This is a genomic window from Microbacterium sp. HM-570 (genome assembly GCF_054165885.1).
The window spans coordinates 1,915,515-1,935,424 of record NZ_CM135111.1; the positions used below are offsets into that span (position 1 = coordinate 1,915,515).

The 19,910-nt window shown below is 66.6% G+C and carries 24 protein-coding genes; 7 read left to right on the forward strand and 17 right to left on the reverse strand.

Annotated features, from left to right (window positions below):
• The first annotated feature begins 47 nt into the window (after nt 1-47).
• Entirely contained in the window at nt 48-959 is a 912-nt protein-coding gene (locus ACT9TC_RS09090) for a glycine betaine ABC transporter substrate-binding protein (protein WP_458040206.1), read from the forward strand.
• A 154-nt stretch (nt 960-1,113) separates the two neighbouring features.
• Here the strand turns inward: ACT9TC_RS09090 and ACT9TC_RS09095 are convergent, their stop codons facing one another.
• Nucleotides 1,114-1,779 (reverse strand): SDR family oxidoreductase, encoded by a 666-nt coding sequence (locus tag ACT9TC_RS09095; RefSeq protein ID WP_458040207.1) that lies wholly within the window; start codon nt 1,777-1,779, stop codon nt 1,114-1,116.
• Complete coding sequence (locus ACT9TC_RS09100) at nt 1,779-2,096, reverse strand: YbjQ family protein (protein WP_458040208.1); 318 nt, start codon at nt 2,094-2,096, stop codon at nt 1,779-1,781. Before ACT9TC_RS09100 ends, ACT9TC_RS09095 begins: the two co-directional genes overlap by 1 nt.
• Before the next feature lie 161 nt (nt 2,097-2,257).
• Here ACT9TC_RS09100 and arfB point away from each other — a divergent pair, with 161 nt between their 5' ends.
• Nucleotides 2,258-2,695, forward strand: coding sequence for an alternative ribosome rescue aminoacyl-tRNA hydrolase ArfB (arfB, locus tag ACT9TC_RS09105; protein ID WP_458040209.1), 438 nt, complete (start codon nt 2,258-2,260; stop codon nt 2,693-2,695).
• Nucleotides 2,696-2,710: 15 nt separating this feature from the next.
• Here the strand turns inward: arfB and ACT9TC_RS09110 are convergent, their stop codons facing one another.
• The 4 genes from ACT9TC_RS09110 to ACT9TC_RS09125 form a co-directional block, all read right to left on the reverse strand.
• A complete protein-coding gene (locus ACT9TC_RS09110; RefSeq protein WP_458040210.1) occupies nt 2,711-3,175 on the reverse strand; it encodes a phage tail protein in 465 nt (154 codons plus the stop codon).
• A 108-nt stretch (nt 3,176-3,283) separates the two neighbouring features.
• Nucleotides 3,284-3,712 (reverse strand): hypothetical protein, encoded by a 429-nt coding sequence (locus tag ACT9TC_RS09115; protein WP_458040211.1) that lies wholly within the window; start codon nt 3,710-3,712, stop codon nt 3,284-3,286.
• On the reverse strand, nt 3,712-4,059 hold the full coding sequence (locus tag ACT9TC_RS09120) for a type II toxin-antitoxin system PemK/MazF family toxin (RefSeq protein WP_458040212.1): 348 nt from the start codon (nt 4,057-4,059) through the stop codon (nt 3,712-3,714). Before ACT9TC_RS09120 ends, ACT9TC_RS09115 begins: the two co-directional genes overlap by 1 nt.
• Nucleotides 4,053-4,298, reverse strand: coding sequence for a CopG family transcriptional regulator (locus ACT9TC_RS09125; protein WP_458040213.1), 246 nt, complete (start codon nt 4,296-4,298; stop codon nt 4,053-4,055). Before ACT9TC_RS09125 ends, ACT9TC_RS09120 begins: the two co-directional genes overlap by 7 nt.
• 72 nt (nt 4,299-4,370) lie before the next feature.
• On the opposite strand from ACT9TC_RS09125, the gene ACT9TC_RS09130 reads away from it, so the two are divergent.
• On the forward strand, nt 4,371-4,937 hold the full coding sequence (locus ACT9TC_RS09130; RefSeq protein WP_458040214.1) for an AAA family ATPase: 567 nt from the start codon (nt 4,371-4,373) through the stop codon (nt 4,935-4,937).
• A 7-nt stretch (nt 4,938-4,944) separates the two neighbouring features.
• Here ACT9TC_RS09130 and ACT9TC_RS09135 read toward each other — a convergent pair whose 3' ends face one another.
• The 6 genes from ACT9TC_RS09135 to purL form a co-directional block, all read right to left on the reverse strand.
• Nucleotides 4,945-6,036 carry an IS630 family transposase gene (locus ACT9TC_RS09135; RefSeq protein WP_458040215.1) on the reverse strand — a complete coding sequence of 364 codons (1,092 nt, stop codon included), beginning with the start codon at nt 6,034-6,036 and terminating at the stop codon, nt 4,945-4,947.
• 214 nt (nt 6,037-6,250) lie between these two features.
• Nucleotides 6,251-7,330 carry a hypothetical protein gene (locus ACT9TC_RS09140; RefSeq protein ID WP_458040216.1) on the reverse strand — a complete coding sequence of 360 codons (1,080 nt, stop codon included), beginning with the start codon at nt 7,328-7,330 and terminating at the stop codon, nt 6,251-6,253.
• Nucleotides 7,327-8,250 (reverse strand): hypothetical protein, encoded by a 924-nt coding sequence (locus ACT9TC_RS09145; RefSeq protein WP_458040217.1) that lies wholly within the window; start codon nt 8,248-8,250, stop codon nt 7,327-7,329. Before ACT9TC_RS09145 ends, ACT9TC_RS09140 begins: the two co-directional genes overlap by 4 nt.
• Nucleotides 8,251-8,287: 37 nt before the next feature.
• Nucleotides 8,288-9,292 (reverse strand): hypothetical protein, encoded by a 1,005-nt coding sequence (locus ACT9TC_RS09150; protein ID WP_458040218.1) that lies wholly within the window; start codon nt 9,290-9,292, stop codon nt 8,288-8,290.
• Nucleotides 9,293-9,330: 38 nt separating this feature from the next.
• Complete coding sequence (locus ACT9TC_RS09155; RefSeq protein ID WP_458040219.1) at nt 9,331-9,462, reverse strand: hypothetical protein; 132 nt, start codon at nt 9,460-9,462, stop codon at nt 9,331-9,333.
• A 7-nt stretch (nt 9,463-9,469) separates the two neighbouring features.
• The gene (gene purL, locus ACT9TC_RS09160) at nt 9,470-11,857 is read right to left on the reverse strand and encodes a phosphoribosylformylglycinamidine synthase subunit PurL (RefSeq protein WP_458040220.1); all 2,388 of its coding nucleotides are present in this window, start codon (nt 11,855-11,857) and stop codon (nt 9,470-9,472) included.
• 295 nt (nt 11,858-12,152) lie between these two features.
• Between purL and ACT9TC_RS09165 the strand changes: the two genes are divergently transcribed.
• The 4 genes from ACT9TC_RS09165 to ACT9TC_RS09180 all read left to right on the forward strand — a co-directional run bounded on the left by ACT9TC_RS09165 (nt 12,153) and on the right by ACT9TC_RS09180 (nt 14,777).
• Nucleotides 12,153-12,794, forward strand: coding sequence for an alpha/beta fold hydrolase (locus ACT9TC_RS09165; protein WP_458040221.1), 642 nt, complete (start codon nt 12,153-12,155; stop codon nt 12,792-12,794).
• Nucleotides 12,791-13,258, forward strand: coding sequence for a MarR family winged helix-turn-helix transcriptional regulator (locus ACT9TC_RS09170; RefSeq protein ID WP_458040222.1), 468 nt, complete (start codon nt 12,791-12,793; stop codon nt 13,256-13,258). Before ACT9TC_RS09165 ends, ACT9TC_RS09170 begins: the two co-directional genes overlap by 4 nt.
• Nucleotides 13,259-13,414: 156 nt before the next feature.
• The gene (locus ACT9TC_RS09175) at nt 13,415-13,798 is read left to right on the forward strand and encodes an ArsR/SmtB family transcription factor (protein ID WP_458040223.1); all 384 of its coding nucleotides are present in this window, start codon (nt 13,415-13,417) and stop codon (nt 13,796-13,798) included.
• Between the two features lies 1 nt (nt 13,799).
• Nucleotides 13,800-14,777 carry an SRPBCC family protein gene (locus ACT9TC_RS09180; RefSeq protein ID WP_458040224.1) on the forward strand — a complete coding sequence of 326 codons (978 nt, stop codon included), beginning with the start codon at nt 13,800-13,802 and terminating at the stop codon, nt 14,775-14,777.
• 88 nt (nt 14,778-14,865) lie between these two features.
• On the opposite strand, the gene ACT9TC_RS09185 is transcribed toward ACT9TC_RS09180, so the two are convergent.
• The 5 genes from ACT9TC_RS09185 to ACT9TC_RS09205 form a co-directional block, all read right to left on the reverse strand.
• A complete protein-coding gene (locus tag ACT9TC_RS09185) occupies nt 14,866-15,312 on the reverse strand; it encodes a hypothetical protein (protein ID WP_458040225.1) in 447 nt (148 codons plus the stop codon).
• A 104-nt stretch (nt 15,313-15,416) separates the two neighbouring features.
• On the reverse strand, nt 15,417-15,860 hold the full coding sequence (gene sufU, locus ACT9TC_RS09190; protein ID WP_458040226.1) for a Fe-S cluster assembly sulfur transfer protein SufU: 444 nt from the start codon (nt 15,858-15,860) through the stop codon (nt 15,417-15,419).
• Nucleotides 15,857-17,176: an aminotransferase class V-fold PLP-dependent enzyme gene (locus ACT9TC_RS09195; protein ID WP_458040227.1), complete on the reverse strand. Its 1,320-nt coding sequence runs from the start codon at nt 17,174-17,176 to the stop codon at nt 15,857-15,859. Before ACT9TC_RS09195 ends, sufU begins: the two co-directional genes overlap by 4 nt.
• Nucleotides 17,173-19,206: an APC family permease gene (locus ACT9TC_RS09200; RefSeq protein ID WP_458040228.1), complete on the reverse strand. Its 2,034-nt coding sequence runs from the start codon at nt 19,204-19,206 to the stop codon at nt 17,173-17,175. Before ACT9TC_RS09200 ends, ACT9TC_RS09195 begins: the two co-directional genes overlap by 4 nt.
• Nucleotides 19,207-19,283: 77 nt before the next feature.
• The gene (locus tag ACT9TC_RS09205; RefSeq protein ID WP_458040229.1) at nt 19,284-19,784 is read right to left on the reverse strand and encodes a hypothetical protein; all 501 of its coding nucleotides are present in this window, start codon (nt 19,782-19,784) and stop codon (nt 19,284-19,286) included.
• Between the last annotated feature and the right edge of the window lie 126 nt (nt 19,785-19,910).

Genomic DNA, 19,910 nt, shown 5'->3' on the forward strand with positions numbered 1-19,910 from the left:
AGACCCATACGAAACGCACGAAGAGATACACAACGAAGGGAATCACGATGAAGAATCGCAGAATCACAGCACTACTGGCCACCGGCGCGGTAGCCACCCTCGCACTCGCGGGTTGCAGCGGCGAGGCGGGCGACAACGGCAACGGCGACGTGGGTTCGGACGAGATGGGGACCATCACGCTCGGATTCCTGCCCTCGTGGACGGATGGCCTCAGCACCGCATACCTGCTCGAGAACCAGCTCGAGAAGCTCGGCTACACCGTCGAGATGCAGGAACTCACCGAGCCCGGCCCGCTCTACGCCGGTCTTGCCCAGGGTGACGTCGACATGTACCCCTCGGCCTGGCCCGAGCTGACGCACGCGAGCTTCATGGAAGAGTACGGCGACGACATCGAAGACGTCGGAACCTACTACGACAGCGCCGTGCTCACGATCGCGGTGCCCGACTACGTCGACATCACCTCGCTCGACGAGCTGGCCGCCAACGCCGACATGTTCGGTGGCGAGATCTACGGCATCGAGCCCGGGGCGGGCCTCACCGGCGTTGCGCAGGACTCGATGATCCCCGCTTACGAACTCGAGGACACCTACGAGCTCGTCACGTCATCGACCGCGGCGATGCTCACGCAGCTGGACAACGCGATCGCGGCAGAAGAGAACATCGTCGTCACGTCGTGGCGCCCGTTCTGGGCCAACGACGCCTACAACCTGCGCGATCTCGAGGACCCGCTCGGCGCCATGGGCGATCCCGAGGGCCTGCACTTCTTGGGCACCAGCGACTTCTCCGAGCGCTTCCCCGAGGCCGCCGAGCTGATCGCCGGCATCCAGCTGGATGACGCCGAGTATGCCGCTCTCGAGGACATGGTTGTGAACGAGTACGAAGAGGGTCAGGAAGCCGAGGCCGTCGAGGCATGGCTCGCCGAGTACCCCGACGCGTTCGACACGATCATCACCGACTGATCTCGCCGCGTCACCTGAGCGGGTCCCGGCTTCGGCCGGGGCCCGCTTTCGTGGTGAGAGCCATCGCCCGAGGCAGGAGATCCTTCCCACACAGGACGATTCCGCGGCAACCGTCCTGTTCTGGGCAGGTCTCCTGTTCTGGGGTGATGGAGCTTTAGAAGCGAGCGGAGAAAGCACCGTCGGTGTTGATCAACTGGCCCGAGGCCCAGCGCCCCTCGCGGCTCACGAGGAACGACACGATGGCCGCGATGTCGGCCGGCGTGCCGAGTCGGCCCAGCGGATGGTGGGCGGTCAGGCTTTCGCGGAGCGCGTCATCCATCCATCCCGTGTCGATGGGGCCCGGATTCACCACGTTGGCCGAGATGCCGAGGGGCCCCAGTTCCCGGGCGGCGGAGATGACGATTCGGTCGAGCGCGCCCTTCGACGCACCGTATGGCAGGTTGCCGGTCGTGTGGTCGCTCGTGAAGGCAACGATCGTCCCGCCATCGGCCGGGATCTGCCGCGCGAACTCCGCGATGAGCAGAAGCGAGGCACGGGCGTTCACGGCGACGTGTCGATCGAAACTCTCGGCTGTGGTGTCGAGGATCCCCGACTCGACATCGTGGGCGTGGCTGAGCACCAGCGCATCGACGCTTCCGTGGTCTGCGACGACGCGTTGGACGAGGGATGTCGGCCCTTCAACCGTGGCGAGATCGCAGGGATAGTCGCCGGTCTCGAGGTCGCTCGTCAACACCTCCCAGCCGTCCGCGACGAGGCGCGGAACCACGCCGGCGGCGATGCTGTTGGCGCGTGCGGCACCGGTGACGAGAGCGCGCGGCATCAGCTCGAGAGCACCACGGCGGTGCCGTACGCGACGACCTCTTGGAAGTTCTGGTCGAGTTCGTTCGAGTCGTACCGCATGGCGACGACGGCATTCGCGCCTTGCGCCTGGGCCGCCTCGACGAGGCGTGCCACCGCCTCGGCCCGGGTCTGCTCGAGCTGCAGGGTCAGGCCTTTTAGCTCACCGCCGCCGAGCGCCTTGAAGCCGGCGCCGATCTGGGCGCCGATGTTGCGGGCACGGACGGTCAGGCCGCTGACCTCGCCGATGACCGACGTGATCGTTCTGCCGGGGACGTCGTTCATGGTGGTGACGAGCATGGGGATCTCCTGACCTGCGGGGAAGGGGCGGATGCCTTGATCAAGCTAGCGTGCGGGAGCCGAGTGGGGAAGATGCACGCTGCGTGATCGCGTGGGCGCGGGCGATGACCCGATCCCGCCGTCGTTCGCCTATTGTCGGCGCCGCGGGCGAGGATGGAGGCATGCCTGCCGCCCATCGCCCCGGTTTGCGGGTCACTTCGGGGCTGACGATTCCCGAGTCCGAGCTGTCCTGGCGGTTCTCGCGATCGTCGGGCCCCGGCGGGCAGGGCGTGAACACCGCGGACTCTCGCGTGGAACTCGTGTGGGATGCCGAGGGTTCGGCAGCGCTTTCGGCGGTGCAACGCGAGCGGCTGCTCGAGCGCCTCGACGGGCGTCTCGTGGGCGGAGTGCTGACGGTTGCGGCATCCGAACACCGTGCACAAATACGCAATCGTGACGCGGCGCGCGAGCGGCTCGTGGCGATCGTGGCCGACGCGGTGCGACCACCCGCGCCGTCGCGGCGAGTGACGAAGCCCAGCCGAGGCTCGAAAGAGCGGCGCCTCACCGCGAAGAAGCAGCGTACGACCACCAAGCAATTGAGACGCCGACCCCTCGATTGACGCGGGCGACTGGGGTCAGTGCTCGCCCTTGATAACGAAGTACGAGCCGCGGATGGTTCCCGCCAGTTTGGACTTCTGCCGTGCGAATGTGAAGCGCGCGGCCAGCTCCTCGGGGACATCCATTCCGTCGGAGAGCTTGAAGCCGACGGCTCGCTTTCCGCCCTCTTCGAGCGTGTACATGACGTTGATCGAGAGGCCACTTTGGTAGAACACGTAGGCGAAGCGGATGCCTCCGGCCTCGAATTCCGTCGCTTCGAGGGCCGGTGAGGCAATGACGAGGTCGCGCTCGTCTCTCAGGATGCCGTGCACCCAGTCTATGGTTTCGGCAGCATCGCTGGCCGGGTCGACCGTGAACACGTGCTCGTACTTGTTCGCGAAGTAGCGCGCCTCGTTCGCGCGGAGCCCCGCGAGTGCCGCGACGACGGGGGAGGACTCGAGGCCGATGGTCGATACCTCGGCGAAGTCGACGATGTAGGACATGGGCATTCCTTTGCGTGACGTGCTGCGGGAGGGCCGATCGCTCAAATGTAGTGACCGAGCGCGCGTTGCGTTTCTCGAAAATTGGTCAATGAGTCCGCGGTACGGCGGTCAACGATCGGGGAAGTCGCCCTCATAGTCCTGCCACGTACCGGCGAGGTGCTGCATGGCCCAGAGTTGTCTCTCCTTCGAGACGTCGTCCTTGCCTGCGAAGTTCATCACGATGTAGTTCGACACGAACCCGTCTTCGATCGACGACGCGTACTCGGCGGCTTCGTCGCGCGAGCCGAATCGCAGATAGGTGGCCTCGGCCGTGTCGTAGGCCTCGACGCACGGCACTGCCGATGTGCACACGACGGCGGTGACCTCGGAGACATCCGTCGTCGGGTCGTCCGCGTCGGGTTCGCTGTTCATCACATCGTGCAATGTCAGCGTCCACTGAGAATCGAAGATGAGACGCCCAAACCACAGGCCGCCCACGATGACTGCCACGATTGCCGCGGCGCCGATAATCGTCGTCACCCATCGTCGGGTGGTCATCAGATGCCCAGGACGAGTCGGATGCCATCGCCGATCCTGGCGAGCACGTAGCGGGGCAGGTGGCCGGTCGGATACGCCTCGAGGAACTCCCGGCTCACCGGACCGACCTGCGAGACGACCGCGACCGAGTCCCGATCGAGACCCGACGCGTCGATCGGGACCAGCACATTTCCCGGGAACGCCTCGAGTGCGACGTTGGATGTGAGTGGCACGACGAGAACAGTCGCGATGTCGCTTGCGAGAAGCCAGTCCTCTTGCATGACGATCGCGGGACGTCGCTTCGCGGGTTCGGAGCCGCGGGGCGAGCCGAAATCCACCCATACGACATCGCCGTGCGCAATCACCACTCCGTACCCTCGAGCATCGCGCGCTCCGACTCGCGAAAGAAGGAATCGCCCGCGGACGGCTGTCCGACACGGGCGATGACGGTGTTAGCCAGGGCGGTCAGCTCGGCTTCACCCTCGAGCTCCGCGGCCAGGCGTCTACCGGCGAGCCGGTAGAACTCCGACCGGTTCATGCCGTGACGAGCCGCCAGCCGCTCGAAGCGCTCGAACTCGCCGTCGGGGATCGAGATCGCGGTCTTCATCGAGCGAGTATAACTCGTTATACCTGTGCGCACCGAATCGGAATCAAGCGCGCGCTGCATAGGATGCTCACCGTGCTTGCCTACGACGATCCGCTCCCGTCGCGGCCCAGACGCATCATCGTGGCGGGAGTATCCGGCACGGGCAAGACCACGGTTGCCGCTCGAATCGCCGCGCTCGCCGATGCCCCGCACACCGAGATCGACGCGCTCTACCACGGCCCGAACTGGACTCCACGGGCAGATTTCCTCGACGACGTGCGGAACTTCACGGCCGACGACGCATGGACCACCGAGTGGCAGTACTCGAGCGCCCGCTCACTGCTGGCCGAGCGAGCCGACCTGCTGGTGTGGCTCGACCTACCCTTTCTGACGGTGACGTTGCCCCGAGTCATCCGACGTACGTTCCGGCGGCGCCTCGGACGGGAAGTGCTCTGGAACGGCAACATCGAACCGCCCCTGCGCACCTTCTTTATCGATCGTGAGCACATCGTTCGCTGGGCGATCTCGACGAGAAACAAGTACCGCGAGCGGGTTCCGCGGCTCGAACAGGAGTATTCGCATCTTCGGATCGTGCGCGTGAAGACCCCGCGTGAGGTCGAGCTCTGGCTCGCTGGTCCGCTGGTCGAGTCGGTTGGCTAGCGGTCAGCTAGTGTCCTGCGCCGTTAGTTCGTTGTAGTAGTCGTCCGAGGGATTCGAGGATCTGGTTGGCCGTCTTGGTCCAAATGAATGGCTTGGGGTTCTCGTTCCATGCCGTGATCCACGCTCGGAGGTCCTTCTCGAGGGCCTGGACGCTGCGGTGATCGGAGCGCTGGAGAAGATCACGGGTGACTTCGGCGAAGAGTCGTTCGACCTGGTTGATCCACGAGGAGTACGTGGGCGTGAAGTGCATGTGGAACCGAGGATGCTTCTCCAGCCAGGTCTTCACTGTGGGGTGCTTGTGGGTGGCGTAGTTGTCGCAGACCACGTGGATGTCCAGGTGCTCAGGCACGTTCTGATCGATCTTGACCAGGAACTTCTTGAACTCCGTCGCCCGATGACGGCGGTGCGTGGACGCGATCACGGTGCCGTCCTCAACGTTCATCGCAGCGAACAGGCTCGTCGTGCCGTGTCGGAAGTAGTCGTGGGTGCGCTTCTCTGGCATTCCAGGCATCATCGGGAAAGCGGGCTGCGATCTGGACAACGCCTGAACCTGGGACTTCTCGTCCACGGATAGGACGACGGCGCACTCAGGGGGGTCGAGGTAGAGGCCCACGATGTCGTAGACCTTCTCCACGAACAACGGGTCGTTGGAGAGTTTGATCCCGTCCGTGCGATGGGGCTTGAGGCCGAACGCCTTCCAGACCCGACCGATCGTGGACTTCGACAATCCGGTGCGTTCGGCCATCTTCGACCGCGACCAGTGCGTCGCGTTCGCGGGGGTGGATTCCAACGTCGCTACGACGACGTCCTCGACCTGCTCGGCGGTCACCGTCGCCGGTCGGCCAGGCCGCGGATCATCAACGAGCCCGTCCAGGCGGTGCTCAAAGAACCGGGACCGCCACTTCCCGACCGTGGGACGGCTGACCCCGAGCCGCTCAGCCACCACCGTGTTCGCGTCCCCCGCCGCGCACTCCAACACGATCCGCGAACGCAACGCCAGAGCCTGCGACGACTTACGCCGCCGAGCCCACCGGACAAGCTGCTCACGCTCATCATCCGTGAGAACCAGATCAACCTTCGGACGACCCATTCGTGCCATACCCGAACTCTAAAACATAGACAACGAATTACTGGCGCCCGACACTAGGGGCCAGCTACGTGCTGATGCCCAAGGTGTAGGCCCGCGGCCCACCGCGGAAGACTTCGGATGTCTGAGGCGTACTCGTAGACGGCCTGCGGCGCGGCGGCGGCGACCCGACTGACTGATGGCTTCGCATTGTCCCAGCCCGTCACCATGCCCCGACAGTGGCGCGCTACAGATCAGCGTCGCTGGTCGTTCCGGTGAGATCCCACCCTCGCACGCGGTGGATGGTCGCGGCCTTCGGGTACTCCCCGTCCGCCGGACCTATCTCGAACAGGTCGATCATGAGGAACAGCGGATAGCTCGGGGCCTGAGGCATCCGTCGCACAACGACTCCCTCGCAACCGATGATCGTTTCGTGGTCATTCCAGATCACGGTCCAGGTATGTGGCTGGCTGGCGTCGAGGGGCACGGCGATCTCGGCCATGTCGGTGACCAGGCGCGGATCGTGGTGCGCCTTGATGCCAGACCGGACGGTCGTTTCCACGCCGATCGCGTCGGCATCGATCTCGAAGACGCACATCTCTCCGGAGTCCTCCGGCGACAGGTGCTCGCTCCCCACCAGCCACGCCGCGAGCATGCAGCCCCGGTCTCGACTCGCCGCAACCGTCACATCGACACGGCCTCGCGACGGTGCGAACAACAGACGCAGAGGCGTCTCGGTACGAACGAAAAGGTCATCATCGCGGTGACGATGAGTCCCGACGGCGGATCCGACGGGCCCCGAGTAGGTGCCCGTCTGCAGGTTGGAGACCCGCAAAGGTGCGTCTTCGGGGCGCCAATCGAGCTGGCCTGCCTCGATCCTCAACTCAAGTGCGCCGGGAGTCGCGCTGAACCGGGCTTCCGAGCGGTCGGGCGTCGTCCAGTGCGGCAGGTAGTGCGGCACCCACCAGCGCGCGGACGGTCCGTCAGCGAAGTACTCGTCGAGGTCCGCGGGGCGGTCGGGTGGCGCTGGGAGTCGTACGCCGGACGAGAGCCGATTGAGCTCGGCAGTCAGCTCCTCAAGGCGACCGTCGCCGACGACGGCGCTGAGCGGTTCGCCGAAATAGTGCTGCCAGAGCTCGTTGACCTGTTCGGCCGTGACGCGACCGTACTGAGCCAGGATGTCTGCCAGCGGCCGGGCCTCGATGTCGTACTCGTCGGCGGGAGTGCCACCGGGCCTGCCTGGTTCGAGGCCGTAGGGGTCGAGCTCGGTCAACAGGGCGAGAACCTGCGCGACCAGTTCGGTGGAGGGTACCCGCGGCGCGGTCATGCGTGCGGGCGCGGCCGCGTGACTCGGCCCGGCGCCGGGGTAGCGCCGCGTGCGGGGACGGGCCGCGAGCCCGACGCCGGGGGTGATTCCGGGGAGGCGGTGGGCTCGGACGAACCCGGGCTGTGTGCTCCGGGTTCTGATGAGCTTGGTTTGGGGGGAAGGGTGGCGGACGCCGGCGGTCCGTGCGAGGCATCCGTCGCTTGCTCGCCCACCGTCAGTTCCAGAGCGACACGGTTCTCGAGAACCTCGATCGCCTCGTCCGACACCGAGATCAGGCCGTCGAGCTCTTCGCGAACGCGTCGATAGGCGAGTTGGCGTTCTGCGGGGGTTGCTGCCTGGTCGACCGCGACGCTCAGAAGTTGCTTCGCGGTATCGAGGCGTTTGCGCTCCGTCTCGGTGAACGAGTGGTCGCGCAGTCGCCGCGCGTCGCGCTCGGCGATATCGAAGGCGGCCTCGTATTCGTTCACGGCGTCGCGGTACTCGGCGAGCTCATCCTTACCGATCCGGGCCTTAGGCGAATCGGGCCGCAGCCCGTCCGCTTTGCGTTTGGCGCGCAGGAACGCGGCGGTCAACGGCTGACGTCCATCGCTCATCGCGGGGAACGCGATCAGCTTGGCGACGTCGAGTTCATATTCGAGCCAGCGGGATGTGACGGCGTCGTGGGCGTCGAACAGACGTTGCAGTCGGGCGGTTGGGCTGTCGCTGTCGCTCGGGCGCGAGTCCGAACGCCCCGTCGTGACAGGTTGCGTACTTGCCGCGATCTGGGCCGCGTGCAGCTCGCTCTTGGCCCGCATGATCTCGAGCCTGCGCGCGTGCCGACGCTCGAGCGCCTTCTGCCACCCGCGACCGACGCCCCCCGCTACACCCATCAGGGGGAAAATCAGCCACCAGTAGGAGCCGAAGAATTCCCAGGGGTTCATCCCGTCATGCTACGCGCGGGACGCGGCGGCGCGGGCGTCAGTCGGACGAGCGACGCGGGATCGGCCAGATCGGACCGCGCTTGTCGCTCGCGGGCTTGTCCGGCGGGGGAGTCTCGGCGGGGTTGGGCGGAGCGGATGGTCGGGGCGGCGCATCCGTCCTCGGAGTCGGCGCATCGGACTCGGGTGAACGCTTCCTCGCCCGCCAGATCGCCTCGCGCGCCGACTCGGCCGCGGCGGTCGCGGCAGTGACCGCCGCGGTGCGAGCGTTCTCGACCAGGTCATCCCATGCCCCGCGGAGCTGCGGTGGCACACCGGCGCCATCGGCGAATGGGCGGTCGGATGCCCCACCCGGCGGACGTCCGGATGCCCCCGCCGCGCGCCACGCGGCCGCCTCGGCGGCGTGGAATGCGGCCTCGAGCTCGGTCACCGCGGCACGGTATCGCGCGAACTCTTCGGGTGTCAGCGCGGGTTTGCCGGGGCGCGGCCGGAGCCAGCGGGCGGTGTCCATCGCGGTCAGCAGCGCCGCCGTCGCAGGCACCCGGGCATCGCTCATCGTGGGGAAAGCGATCGCCTTGGCCGGATCGGTCTCGTAGGCCATCCAGCTCGCCAGCACCGCATCGTGTTCGGCCACGAGCCGTGAGAGCGGAAGATGTTCGTCCCCCCGAGGCATCCGGCGCATCAATGCCCTGGCGGCCTTGACCTGAACGCGGCGGCCGCGCAGCCCGGTCTGCGCCGAACGCAGTTCGCGCTGAGCCTCGTTCACCGCGTGTCGGGCAGCCTCGATTTCGCCGACCGACCCGCGCCCACTCTGGCGCGCGCTTTTCGCGACCAGCAGCGTCGCCTGCGCGCTCTTCGCTTGGGCCCGGGCGGTGAACAGGCGCACCCGCGCCACCGCCAGTTCGTGCTTTGCGCCGGCGTACTCGAGCGCGCGCGCGCGCTGCCGGCGGCCATAGCGAATCCCGGCGAATGACGCCGCACCGCCCGCGATCACGGTGGGCCCCAGCCACCACAACTCCGCAGCCAACGCGAAGAAAGGGTCCATCCCGCCATGCTAACCGTGCGCCCTGAACGCGCCGCGGGTCAGCCGAAGATGAGCGCCAGAACCGTCGCGCCGCCGCCGGTCACGAGCAGCGCGATGATCACGACCCACGCCACGATCCGCACACGCTTCTGACGCGTCGCGCCGTAGTTCTCCAGATCGTCGTTCGACATGTCGCTCCTACGCCATCGGGGGAGTGGTCGGGGCGGTGCTTGTGACCTCGAACTCGCCGATCGTCGCGCCGAAGGCGGCGGGCAGGGTGCCGCGCCAGAGCTGGTTCAACTCGTCGATACCCATCGTGAAGACATCCTGAATCTCGAGCTCGGCGCCACCCGCGGGAGCGACGTCCGTCACACCGATACGCAACACCGGGTAGCCGCGTCCGTCACACAGCCCCTGGAACTTGACGTCGTCCTCGCGCGGGACGCTCACCAGCACGCGGCCGGTGGACTCCGAGAACAGTGCTGCCGAGGCATCCACGCCGTCGCGCTCGATGATCTCGCGCAGCCAGACGCGCGCGCCGACGCCGAAGCGGATCACGCTCTCGGCGAGCGCTTGCGCCAGGCCGCCGCCCGACAGGTCGTGGGCGCTGGAGATGAGCCCCTGCTGGGATGCGGCGCGCAGCAGCTCGGCGAGGGTCTTCTCGTCGCCGAGGTTGACGCGCGGAGGCCGACCACCGAGGTGATCGTGCACGACGCCCGCCCACTCGGAGCCGCTGAGCTCCGTGGACGTGACGCCGAGAAGGTAGATGTTCTCGCCCTGGTCCTGCCAACCGCTCGGCACGCGACGCGCGACATCGTCGATCACGCCGAGCACCCCGACGACGGGAGTCGGATAGATCGGCTGGTCACCGGTCTGGTTGTAGAAGCTGACGTTTCCGCCCGTGACGGGGATCTCGAGCTCACGGCACGCATCCGCGATTCCCTGCACCGAACGCTGGAACTGCCACATCACCTCGGGGTTCTCGGGACTGCCGAAGTTGAGGCAATCCGTCACCGCGGTCGGAACCGCGCCCGCGACGGCGACGTTGCGGTACGCCTCGGCGACCGCGTGACGTGCGCCCTCGTACGGGTCGAGCTGGCAGAAGCGGCTGTCGCAGTCGGTCGCGATGGCAAAGCCCAGGCCCGACTCCTCGTCGACGCGGATCATGCCGGCATCGTCGGGGAAGGCCAGGGCCGTGTTGCCCATGACGTAGTAGTCGTACTGGTTCGTCAGCCACGACTTGTCGGCCAGGTTCGGGCTCGACAGCAGCTGCGCGAACTGGGTGCGGAGCGTCTCGGGGTCGGTCGCGCGGGGGAGGGCGCTCGCCGAATCCTCCTGCAAGGCATCGATCCACGTGGGGTACGCGACGGGGCGCTCATAGACGGGGCCATCGACCGCGACGGTGGCGGGGTCGACGTTGACGATCTCGTGACCGTGCCAGTGGATGACGAGGCGCCCGTCACCCGTGACCTCGCCCAGAACGCTCGTCTCGACATCCCATTTCGCCGTTACGGCGAGGAAGGCGTCGAGCTTTTCGGGCGCGACGATCGCCATCATGCGCTCTTGCGACTCCGACATGAGAATCTCTTCGGGCGTGAGGCGCGGGTCACGCAGCAGTACCTCTTCGAGGTCGACCTTCATGCCCGATCCGCCGTTGGCGGCGAGCTCGCTCGTGGCGCACGAGATGCCCGCGGCCCCGAGATCCTGAATCGCCTCGACGAGCTCGTCACGGTAGAGCTCAAGACAGCACTCGATGAGTACCTTCTCGGCGAAGGGGTCGCCGACCTGCACGGCGGGGCGCTTGGTGGGGCCGGTGCTGTCGAACGAGTCGGAGGCGAGGATGGATGCTCCGCCGATGCCATCGCCGCCGGTGCGGGCGCCGAACAGCACGACCTTGTTGCCGGTGCCGCTCGCGTTGGCGAGCTTGATGTCCTCGTGGCGCATGACGCCGACCGCGAGGGCGTTCACGAGGGGGTTGCCCTGGTAGACCGAGTCGAAGAACGTCTCGCCGCCGATGTTGGGAAGGCCCAGGCAGTTGCCGTAGAACGAGATGCCGCTGACGACGCCATGCACGACGCGCGCCGTGTCGGGGTGGTCGATTGCGCCGAAGCGAAGCTGGTCCATGACGGCGACCGGGCGCGCGCCCATTGAGATGATGTCGCGGACGATGCCGCCGACACCCGTCGCCGCACCCTGGAAGGGCTCGATGTAGCTGGGGTGGTTATGCGATTCGACCTTGAAGGTCACCGCCCATCCCTCGCCCACGTCGACCACGCCGGCGTTCTGGCCCATGCCGACCATGAGCTTCTCGCGCATCTTGTCGGTCATGTGGCGGCCGAACTCGCGCAGGTAGATCTTGCTCGACTTGTACGAGCAGTGCTCCGACCACATCACCGAGTACATCGCCAGCTCGGAGCTGGTGGGGCGGCGGCCGAGGATCTCGCGGATGCGGTCGTACTCGTCGGGCTTGAGGCCCAGCGCCGCGAACGGCTGGGTTCGCTCGGGCGTCGCCGCGGCGTTCTCGACAGTGTCGACGACGGGCGTCGCTGCCGCATTCGGGGTGGCGTTCTGGGTGGCTGTCGTCACGCGGCTGAGCTCCAAAAATCGCGGGATGCCGGACTGGCCCAGTCTAGTCGGGGGTTCGGGCCTGCTCCGCTGTCGCAATATGTCGCCGTTGCTCCGCTCACCTGTCGCAATGTGTCGCCAAACGCCCGCCGCCCCGACATATCGCGTCAGGGGAGTGGGTGGAACGCAGACGATGTATATTCGTGATGTGTCAACTAATGACGCAACACCTACTGTTGTTGCGATTCCCTGCTTTTCCGGCGCCCCGTGGGACTTCGCGCCGTTGTCCGACCTTCACGGCTTCCCTCTGCGGACCATGCGCCTTCCCGAGGGTGTCTCTACCGTTGACGGGTACGCGGACTTCGTCGCAGGGCAGGTGAAGGATCTCGCCTCGTACGTGCTCGTGGGCGATTCGTTCGGGGCGGTCCTGGGCCTTGCGCTTGCCCTGCGGCAGCCCGCGGGTCTGCGCGCGCTGGTGCTCTCCGGCGGCTTCGCGGCGAATCCCCTTCCGCAGTGGAAGTCCGCGATGGCAGGTTTGGCAGGGTTTCTCCCCGACGCCGTGTACCGAAACGGAGTGCTCCGCTTCCACGCATCCCAGCTCGCGTCGACGTTCGACACAACCGCCGAGGTTCCCCAGCGAAAGTCCGACTACCGATCGCTCTTCCTCGAAAACACGCCGCGGGAGAGCTATGCCCGGCGCGTCTCTGCTGTCAGAAAATTCGACGTACGCGCCCAGCTCGGACACGTGAAGGTACCGACGCTCGTCCTGACTCCCCAGGATGACCGTCTAGTGGGACACGGTGCCGTACGGGACCTCGTCGACGGGTTGCCCGCGGCGCGGGAAGTCGTCTTGCCTGAGACGGGACACATGTTCCGCTTCACCCACCCTCACGCTTACGGAAACGCCACCGCTCGATTCCTCGAGGAGATCATGACCGAGACGCCTGCCCAAGCATGAGTCCCGCCGAAGAATTCCGCTACCTGATCCTCGCCGCTCAACGCGAAGGCAATCGGATCTACGCCGACCTGCTGAAGCCCGAGGCTCTCACTCCCGCGCAGGCGGAAGCGATAATCACGATCGACGACGCCGCGAGCCTGTCGCTGCGTCAGCTTGGCTCCCGACTGGTGTGTGAAATGGGGTCGCCCAGTCGCCTCGTGGATACCCTCGTTCTCTCTGGGCTTGTGAAGAGAGAGCAGGATCCGGGCGACCGGCGCAGCGTCATCCTCTCCCTCACCGACGCGGGGAAGGATGCTGCGGGCCGGGCTCGTGCCGCGGAGGCGGTGCTGCACGCCACGATCGTCGCGGCGGTGGATGCCCGCCGCATGGCCGCCGCATCCGATGTCCTGCGTGCCCTGGTTGACGGTCGTCCCGCAGGCGAGGCGATTGAGGAAAAGAAGGCCGCTGCGTCCCGCCCCCGATGATGTGCATCAGCCATGGCCATTGAAGAGTCGGGGCGGGCGTTTCGCGGTGGTTCGTTTCACGGCTCCTCGAACCGAAAGTCGGCCGTGCGACGGAATCCTTTTCCCCGCGGGGGGGGGGGGTGACCTCGCAATGCGACAGCGCTAACGTACAACCAAATGGTTGCACAAACGGCGCAGGGTGAAGCGAATGAGCTGAGCGATGACGAGATTGACCGCGTGTTTCAGGCGCTCGCCGCGGCGACGCGCCGAGACATCCTGCGCCGCACGATTCAGCAGGAGCAGTCGATCTCGACCCTCGCTCTCGACTACGACATGTCCTTCGCCGCCGTTCAGAAGCACATCGGCGTTCTCGAGGCGGCGGGGCTGGTCGTCAAGCGCGCCGAGGGTCGCGAGCGGCTCGTTCGCGCGGATCCGACGATGATCGCGCGGGCCCATGCCCTGCTGGCGCAGTACGAAGAACTCTGGCGGGCGCGGATCGACCGCCTCGATCTCTTGCTCGCGTCAGCGAAACCCACTGATCCACCCACAAAAGGAGTGTGACATGCCCGTCACCGACGTCACTACCGACCCCGAAGTGTTGACGATGACGCTCGTCGCCGACTTTGCGGCCCCCGTCGAGCGCGTCTGGACGGCGTTCACCGACCCGAGCCAACTCGAACTTTTCTGGGGCCCTCCCGGATGGCCGGCAACCTTCACCGCCTTCGACCTCACGGTCGGCGGCCGCGCGGCTTACGAAATGACGAGCCCGCAGGGCGAGAAGTCGCGCGGGTCGTGGGAGTTTCTGAAGATCGACGCGCCCCGACGCCTGGAGGTGCTCGACGCCTTCGCCAACGAAGAAGGCGATGTTCTCGACGGCACGCCCGTGATGCGCGTCACGTTCGACTTCGAGGCGACCGCGACCGGAACGCGATTGACGAACGTCAGCTACTTCGACTCGGCGGACGCGCTCCAGCAGATCATCGCGTTCGGGGCGGTCGAGGGTTCGACGCTGGCGTTCAACCAGCTCGACCGCGTGCTCGCGGGTCTGCGTGCCTACGCAGAGGGCAAGGGCACGCAAACGGAGATTCTCGACGACACGCACGTGCGCATCACTCGGCTGATCGAGGGTCCGCGCGAGCTCGTATGGCGCGCGCACACCGAGCCCGAGCTGATGAAGAAGTGGTTGCTCGGGCCGGATGGCTGGCGCATGACGATCTGCGAGGTCGACCCACGAGTCGGTGGCACCTATCGCTACGCCTGGGCACCCGAGCCCGGGACGGAGGGCGAACCCTTCGGGTTCAACGGCGAAACCCTCGTCATCGACGCCCCGAAGAGAACGGTCACGACCGAGCACATGACCGACACTGACTTTCCCTCGACGCTCAACGACCTGTCGCTGCGCGAAGAGGACGGTGCCACGCTCATCACTCTGCTGATCGAGTACCCCGACAAGGACACCCGCGACATGGTGCTGGCGACCGGCATGACCGACGGGATGGAAACGAGCTACGCCCGACTCGAGCGGGTGATCTCGAGCTGAGGCGGTCGTTCGGGAGGGCATGGTTGTTCGGGAGGACCGGATGCGGCCGTCACACCCTCCCGAATGACCACGCCCTCCCGAACGAACCTCACGCCGCGGCGGGCAGGTCGTCCGGGGTGAAGATGCGCATGCCGGCTTCGTGGAGCAAGAAGCGGGCACGAACGCGGACGCCCTGTCGGACCAGGTGATCGCCGAGCCGCGCCCACGCCCGATCGAGGTCGGTGATCTGGTCTCCACCGCAGCGCTCCCACACCACCACGATCTGTGCGAAGTCGAACTCGCGCATGAGGTTCGCGAAGCGATGGGCGAAGAGTTCGACGACGGGCAGGGCGCCGAGGTCTTCGTTCGCGGTGACGCCGTCGGGGTGATCCGGCAGCTCATCGCAAGGCATGACCGGTCCGGTGGGGCGGTCGTCATCGTCCAGAAAGAACAGCCAGAGCTGGGGGTGGGTGGCGCCGATCAGCAGATCGAACAGCCAGTGTTCGAGAGCGGCATCGTCGCGGAGCGGTGGGACATCAGCGAGTTCTGTGGGCATGGGCACAGCCTGGTGGGCCCGCCGCAACCCCGTCCCGGAGTTCGGGGGAACGGTGGATAGCCGGCTTGATCCCCTACACGGGGAGGAGAACTTGACCGAGAAGGTCAGGATGCACGGGCGAGCGCGTCCTCGAGCGCAACCCACGCGAGCATGGCGCACTTGACCCGGGCGGTGTACTTCGAGACACCCGACAGGGCGGCCGCGTCGCCATACTCCTCGACGTCGAGCTCGAGCTTGCCGCGCGAGCGCATGGCCTCGCGGAAACCCTCGACGAGAACGGATGCGTCGGCCCGGGGCATCCCGGCGACGAGATCCGACAGCATCGACGCCGACGACTGCGAGATCGAGCAACCGGCGCCCTCCCAGGTCGCATCGCGGATCGCGCCCGCATCATCGAGCCGCACGCGCAGAGTCAACTCGTCTCCGCACACGGGATTGCGCTGGTACGACGACGCGTGGGCCCCCTCTTCCGGTGCGAGAGGAGTGCCGTGCGGATGCTTCGAGTGATCCAAGATCAGCTCTTGATACAGCGACTCGAGCCCGCTCATCGGGTGCCCTCCACGCCGAAGAATGCGCTTACGCCCGAGAGCGCATCAAGGAAAATGTCGATCTCCTCCTCCGTGTTGTAAAACGCCGCGCTCGCCCGAACGCTGGCGGTGATGCCGAAACGGCGGTGCAGCGGCTGCGCGCAGTGGTGCCCGACGCGCACGGCGACACCGCGTGCATCCAAGAATTGGCCGACGTCGTGCGCGTGCACTCCGTCGACGTCGAACGACGCCAGGGCAACTCGCTCGGCGCCCGACGCGTCGCCGAGCATGCGGACACCCGCCACCTCGAGCAGCCCCTCGCGCAGGCGACGTTCGAGGGATGCCTCGCGTGCCGCGATCGCATCGTGCCCGAGCTCGCCGAGGTACCGCGTGGCTGCCGCCAGGCCGATCGCCTGCGAGACGGGCTGCGTGCCGGCCTCGAACCGCTGCGGCGGAGGCAGGTACTCGGCGGTGTCGAGGGTGACGGTCGTGATCATCGAGCCCCCGGTCAGGAAGGGCGGCAGGGCTTCGAGTACCTCTGACCGTCCGTACAGGACGCCCACGCCATAGGGCGCGAAGATCTTGTGCCCCGAGAACACCGCCAGGTCGACCCCGAGGGCCGGCAGGTCGAGTGCGAGGTGGGGGGCGGACTGGCAGGCGTCGAGAACCGTGAGCGCGCCGACCTCGCGCGCAAGCGTCACGATCTCGGCGACGGGGTTCACGATGCCCAGCACGTTCGACACATGGGGGAAGGCGACGATCCGCGTCCGTGACCCGATCAGGGCACCTGCAACGGCCAGGTCGAGCTGGCCATCTTCCTGCACGGGAATATGGCGCAGCAGTGCACCCGTTCGGGCGGCGAGCTCTTGCCACGGAATCAGGTTGGCGTGGTGCTCGGACTCGGTCACGACGATTTCGTCGCCCGGTTTCAGCGCCACCCGCCGGGCGGCTTCGCCCCCGCGCCCGAGCGACGCATTCCCGATCGAGTATGCGATCAGGTTTATCCCTGCCGTCGCACCCGAGGTCCACACGATGTTGTCCGGCTCGGCGCCGATAAAAGCCGCAACGGCGGCCCGGGCATCCTCAAATGATTCCGTTGCCTCGGCGGCGAGGGTGTGTGCGCCGCGGTGGACGGCGGCGTTGCCACGGGCGAGGAAGGATGCCTCGGCCTCGAGTACGGCGAGTGGCTTCTGGCTCGTGGCCGCTGAGTCCAGGTACACCAGCGATGACGCGTTGACCCGCTCGCCGAGGATCGGGAAGGCGGCGCGGACGGACGCGACGTCGAAAGGCGCCGCATCGAGGATTGCCGCGTCGCGGGGCACAGCCGGGAGATTCACTCCTCCAGGCTACGCCGCGGCACCCGGTTGGAGGCCTCGGGCGGCAAGCCCGACCGGTCGCCTCCGGGCAGGGGGCGCGACCGTCGGCCATAAACGATCTCGGTCGAATCGAGCAGCCACGGCACGAGCGTGATCGAGACGCCGTGCTCGAGCATCAGATTGTGCGCGATACGGCTGGCTCGACGGTTGTGTAGGAAGCTCTCCCACCAGTGCCCGACGATGTACTGCGGCAGATACACGGTGATGACTGCCGAGCCGTTCTTCTGGCGATAGGCCTGGATGAACTCCCGCACCGGATGCGCGAAGGCGCGATAGGGCGAGTCGACGATGACGAGGGGCACCGGCATCCGATGTTCCCGCCACTCGGCCTGCAGACGGTCGGTCGACTCGGGATCAACCGAGACGTGCACGGCCATGGTCTTGTCATGCTTGGCGGCCAGCGCGTAATCGATCGCTTTGACGACCGGCTTCTGCAGACGCCCGACCAGCACGATCGCCACGTCGCCCCGCGAACCGAAGTGCGTCGCGTCGTCGATCTCGATCTCGTGCTCAACGTCGCGGTAGTAGCGGTTCACGCCGATCATGAGTGTCGCGAGGATCGGGATCAGGAGGAACACGATCCACGCGCCGTGGGTGAACTTGGTGATCGTCACGATGATCAGCACGAAGACGGTCAGTGCCGCGCCGGCGCCGTTGATCGCGAGCCCGATGCGCGCCGCGCGGAGGTCAGCGCCCGACGCACCCGTGCGTATTGCGCGGCGCCAGTGCCGGATCATCCCGATCTGTCCGAGCGAGAACGACACGAAAACGCCGATGATGTACAGCTGGATCAGGCTCGTGAGGCTCGCCTGGTAGAGCACGAGGATCATGATCGCGGCGAGGCCGAGCGCGATCATCCCGTTCGAGAACACCAAGCGGTCGCCGCGGGTGTTGAGCGACTTCGGCGCGTAGCCGTCACGCGCGAGCACGGCCCCGAGCAGGGGGAAGCCGTTGAACGCGGTGTTCGCCGCCAGAAGCAGAACGCAGGCTGTCGCCGATTGGATGATGAAGAAGGGGATGCTGCCCATCCCGAACGTCGCACTCGCGACCTGGGCCATGAGGCTGGGCTGCGGGGTCGTGCAGTCGAAACCCACCAGGTTGCAGGGGTTCTCGGCGTAGTGCACGCCCGCGAAGAGGGCGAGCGCCGTCAGACCGGCGAACAGCAGGATCGCGATGCCGCCCATGAGCGTGAGAGTCGCTTGCGCGTTCTTCACCTTCGGTTGGCGGAAGGCGGGAACCCCGTTCGAGACGGCCTCGACGCCCGTGAGGGCCGAGCATCCGCTCGAGAACGCCCGCAGCACCAGCAGGATCACCGCGGCCTGCGAGAGGTCTTCCGCCTGCACGGCGAACTCGGCGCTGGACGCGATGGGAGGGTCGCCGAGCGCGACGCGGGCGAGTCCGACGACGATCATGACGGCGACCGACCCGATGAAGACATAGGTCGGGATCGCGAACGCCTTGCTCGATTCGCGCACGCCGCGCAGGTTCGCGGCCATGATGAGCACGACGAAGCCGACGGCGAACTCGATGCGCCACGGGTTGAGCTCGGGGATGGCCGAGATGATGTTGTCGACACCGGACGCGATCGACACGGCTACCGTCAAGACGTAGTCGACGAGAAGAGCGGATGCCACGACCACGGCGGCGGGTTCGCCGAGGTTCTTCGACGCGACCTCGTAGTCACCGCCGCCCGACGGGTACGCCTTGATGAGTTGCCGGTAGCTGACGACGACCACGATCAGCAGTACCACGACCGCCGCCGCGACAGCTGGGCTGAAGGCGAGGAACGCGAGACCGCCGGTCAGCAGGATCATCAAGAGTTCTTGCGGCGCGTAGGCCACGGACGACAGGGCGTCGGACGCGAAGATCGGCAGGGCCCGTCGCTTCGGAAGCAGCTGCCCGTCGAGCTGTTCGGTATGGAGGGGTTCGCCGAGAATCCAGCGTTTCACGGGAGGAGAGCTCGGGCCCTCGCCGCGACTGTCGTTAGCCACGAGCGGCGACACTACGCCCGCAGAACGAAGCGTGCAAGCGGCGTGCCCCGGCTACACGACATCCTCCAGGCAGAAGGTCAGATGTTGCCGAAGGTCTGGAACCAGCCGCTCGCCCGGATTCTGACGATTGAAGCTCCTTCGTCGTCCAGATCGAGAAGGACGATGCGAGTCGCTTCGGCCTGGGATTCGAAGACCGATGGGTCCTCCGGCTCGGCGGCGAGAGGGATCTCCGAGGTAGGACGAGCGCCCAGGTCCATAGCTGCGACCACGGAATCGCCAACGTGGATCCCTCCCGCTGTGCCGAGAGAGATGTCGTTTATGGAGGGAACGGTGAAGTAAACAAAAGTTCCGCGGCAGTCTATTCGCGTGCCGCACGTCTGCCCGGGGGAGAATCCTGACGAGATCACGAGGCCGTCCCACGCGTACTCTGTGGTGAACTCCGCGCCTTCAAAGCCGCCTGCCGTCGTGCTCTCGGCTGCCGCCACGCCGAACGACTCTCCGAGAGCCGCAGCGAATGCAGCGGGGTCTTCGCCGGAGAAGGCGACACTCGAGCGGATCGTTCCGTCAGAGTCCAGCACGGACATCTCCGTTGCTGTAACGATGAACGATTCTGGCGTTGGCGTTGGCGTTGGCGTTGGCGTTGGCGTTGGCGTTGAGGAAGACACGGTGATTTCGCTCGGGGACGCCTGGGTCGTTGGCGTAGC